The sequence below is a fragment of the Bacteroidales bacterium genome, from assembly GCA_021157585.1.
In the GTDB taxonomy this organism is placed as follows: Bacteria; Bacteroidota; Bacteroidia; order Bacteroidales; family UBA12170; genus UBA12170.
In genome coordinates this window covers 1-3,487 of the sequence record JAGGWH010000059.1, presented here as the reverse complement: position 1 = coordinate 3,487, position 3,487 = coordinate 1, and the positions used below count along the sequence as shown (strand labels likewise).

The 3,487-nt window shown below is 36.1% G+C and carries 5 protein-coding genes; 3 read left to right on the top strand and 2 right to left on the bottom strand.

Features of this window, described 5'->3' with window-relative positions; all coding sequences use genetic code 11:
- Both J7K39_03940 and J7K39_03935 read left to right on the top strand, forming a co-directional pair.
- Positions 1-270: hypothetical protein (locus J7K39_03940; GenBank protein ID MCD6179035.1), on the top strand; the 270-nt coding region annotated here is incomplete at its 5' end.
- A 96-nt stretch (positions 271-366) separates the two neighbouring features.
- Positions 367-1,092 carry an energy transducer TonB gene (locus J7K39_03935; protein ID MCD6179034.1) on the top strand — a complete coding sequence of 242 codons (726 nt, stop codon included), beginning with the start codon at positions 367-369 and terminating at the stop codon, positions 1,090-1,092.
- A 290-nt stretch (positions 1,093-1,382) separates the two neighbouring features.
- On the opposite strand, the gene J7K39_03930 is transcribed toward J7K39_03935, so the two are convergent.
- Entirely contained in the window at positions 1,383-2,384 is a 1,002-nt protein-coding gene (locus J7K39_03930) for an isoaspartyl peptidase/L-asparaginase (protein ID MCD6179033.1), read from the bottom strand.
- A 171-nt stretch (positions 2,385-2,555) separates the two neighbouring features.
- On the opposite strand from J7K39_03930, the gene J7K39_03925 reads away from it, so the two are divergent.
- Positions 2,556-3,047, top strand: a complete 492-nt coding sequence (locus J7K39_03925) for a hypothetical protein (protein ID MCD6179032.1) — start codon at positions 2,556-2,558, stop codon at positions 3,045-3,047.
- Positions 3,048-3,059: 12 nt separating this feature from the next.
- On the opposite strand, the gene J7K39_03920 is transcribed toward J7K39_03925, so the two are convergent.
- Positions 3,060-3,487: sulfite exporter TauE/SafE family protein (locus tag J7K39_03920; protein ID MCD6179031.1), on the bottom strand; the 428-nt coding region annotated here is incomplete at its 5' end.

Sequence of the window (3,487 nt, the reverse complement as noted above, 5' to 3'; positions counted from 1 at the left end):
CAAAATGCTATCACTCAAGCTGCCCGAAGAGGTATTGCTTTGGAAGGTGGAACTTTATATTGTCGTATGACTCCTTGTCGAACTTGCGCTATGTTGATTATAAATTGCGGAATTGAGCGTGTTGTTTGCGAACGTAAATATCATTCCGGTCAAGAATCAGAAGAAATGTTTAAAGCAGTTGGCATAGAACTCAAATATATGAATGATGAGTTTCAGGAGTATGAAGGTCAGAAAGTAGAGAATGAAGATCTTTTTAAGGAAAGGGATTAAAGTTCCAAGTTTAAAGTTTTGAATTCCAAGTTTCTTAATGCCTGAATAAGGTTGACCACTTTTGGGTTATTGATTTATCAACTATAAAATAAGAAAATGAAGAAAAATTTTACACTATTAATTCTTTTAGCATTTAGCTTTAATGCTTTGTTTTCTCAGCAAGAAAATGATTTTGTAAAAGCCAAGTTCAACGGAAATATTGAGAAATATTTTGCAAAACAAATAAAATATCCGAGGGAGTTGGCGGCGAGAGGCATTGAAGGAAGGACGGTTTTGTCTTTTGTGATTACCAAGCAGGGTGAACTCGAATCAATTGCTGCTGATGAATTTCCGCATATCAATTTAGCAAAAGAGCCAATAAGCATTCTAAAATCGACAAAAGGTATGTGGAGCCCGACTTTAATAAATAATGAACCGGTAGATTTTATTTACAAAATAATCATCAATTATAATATTCAGAAGGGTCAATCAGTTTCCTCATCAAGAAGAACTTTCAATCAAGAACGTCCAAGTCCTCCTGCACCCATGAAGGAAAAATCTTTAATCCTTAAAGATAAATCATTGAGAAAAGTTAAGAAAGAACAATACGATAAGGCTTTATCTTTGATAGATGAAGCGATTAAGATAAATCCATATAAATCAGAGTATTATGATATTCGTTCGCGAGTACATTATTCTCTAAATAATATTAATGCTGCTGAGCAGGATGCCATGAGTGCAATTAAATACAGAAAAGAAATTATGATGGTTTTAGATATTGTTTCTTATTCTGTTACCCGAAAGACAATAGTTAGTTCTAAACGGACTGTGAGGCGTATGTAATCGGAAATAACACATCATCACATTTAAAACTGAGCATGTCGAAGTTCAGCACATTATTTCTCGGCTTACTTTGCAATTAAGTCGTAAAACATAAAAAGCCGAATTACAATCTCATATCGACTCACCTTTAGGCGGGGAGAAATCTCTTTCAACATCATTCCCATATCGAGCGTTAGCATCTCTTTCAGATGGAAAAGATCTCTCACTGCGTTCGAGATGAGGGGTTGGGGTGTTCCGTTCGAAATACCACATCATCACATTTAAAACTGAGCTTGTCGAAGTTTAGCACATCATTTCTCGTCTTTATAAATCCCAATCACCATTTCAGCGTTAGAACTTACTTTTCCACGGAACATTCCGTCAGTATTAAATGTCATAATTGTATTTCCATAGGCATCAAGACCGATAATTCCTCCGCTTCCGCCAATAGGTTTTAGCTTATTCATAATCACTTCTTCCGCAGCATCTTCAATGCTCATCCCTTTGTATTTCATCAGAGCAGCCACATCATAAGATACTACGTTACGGATAAAAAACTCACCGTGACCCGTTGCGGAAATTCCGCAAGTTGCATTATCGGCATAGGTTCCGGCACCAATAACAGGCACATCGCCAACACGACCATACATTTTCATGGTCATTCCACCTGTTGAAGTTCCGGCAGTAATATTTCCATTTTTATCTAATGCCACACAACCAACAGTCCCGTGTTTATCGATTTTATCTTTTGCTTTTTTAAAACTGTCCCATCGTCTTTGATCGAAGAAATATTCAGGTTTAACAATATCTAAACCTTGCTTTTCGGCAAAGATTTCGGCGCCTTCGCCGGTAAGCATTACGTGAACAGATTTTTCCATAACAGCACGAGCAGCTGATATTGGACTTTTAATAGTATGCACATTTACAACTGCTCCGGCGGCGTGTGTTTCTCCATTCATTATTGCAGCATCCATCTCATTTTGTCCGCGTTCATTAAAAACAGCACCTTTACCAGCATTAAATAATGGCGATTCTTCAAGTACATGAATAGTTTGTTCAACAGCATCCATACTTGTTCCGCCGTTTTTCAGAATCTTAGAACCTACAGTTAAAGCTTCGGCAAGCTTAGTACGATATAGCGAGTCTTTTTCAGGAGTCATAAACTCACGTTTAATTGTTCCTGCACCTCCGTGGATAACGATTGCCCAATCGGTTTTCTTAGGTGGAGGAGGATTGTCTTGTTGTGTTGATGTACAGGAAAAAGTAATAGCTACAATCAAAATGATTGCAAAGAAAAGCTTTGTTTTTTTCATGGCTCTTGTGTTTTTAAATAATGGACTAATTTACTACTTTTCTTTAGATTGTAAATTAGCCTTAGGATTTAATCAGAGAAGAGAGATGCTTTTAATTAACTTTGTTGTAGTTTGAAAAGTTCGTATTTTGAAGCTTAGTTTTATGGTGTTAATTATTGATAAATCAACAAAATGTTCGAAGAAGAGGATAATAAAGAAATTAATGTAGAAGATCTTCCCTTATATAAAAAGGGGGTAGAAATTTTTGATGTTGCTAATCAAATCGTTGAGCTCATATCTGATGATAATGAGCAGTTACAAGATATTAAAGGATGGATTTTGAGTGATGCCATGCAGTTGACAGTAAAAATTGCAGGAGCTCATAATATTGACCTTTATGATATGAAGATGGAAGCGGCTACTATTATTCGGAAATCGGCTCGTGACCTTATCCTTCATCAGCATTCACTAAGAGATTTTGGTTTTAAAGAAACGGAATATTTTAATATTATTAGAGAATTAGTAGAGGAGTACCGATTGCTTTTTATCGATTGGGTTGCAAGTTTTAACCAATGGGATTATATCATTGATAAATGGGGGCTTTTTAATCCGCCTGGTGTTAGTCCTTTTGACCATGATCCTGATGATGATATCCCTTTTGATGGGTTTAAAGATTTTGAATAGATTCTGGCTGATTTAAGCCTTTTGAAAAACGCTTCCAAAATCAACAATCCCAAATAAATGTGCTGCTGTTAGAATGATAACAACAACGATAACCCAGCGAACAAATCCCGCTCCACGTTTTACTGCCATTCTGCTCGCAATAAATGCTCCAATGGCTGTGCCAATAGCGAGGGTAAAACCCATTTTATAGTCAATCATATCGTTCCAAATAAAAACGGCCAAGGAAAATGGAGTGTATAATAATACAATAAGAACTTTTACGGCATTGGCTTTTACAAGTTCATATCCAGCACCCATAATTAAAGACGCCAAGAGAAAATAACCGATGCCTACATGGATAAATCCTCCATAAATGCCAATAAAGAAAAACAACAGATATTGTTTCCAGCTTAACGATTTGTTTACCAAATCAGTTTGTTCTTTGATTAGTTTTTGTGGAT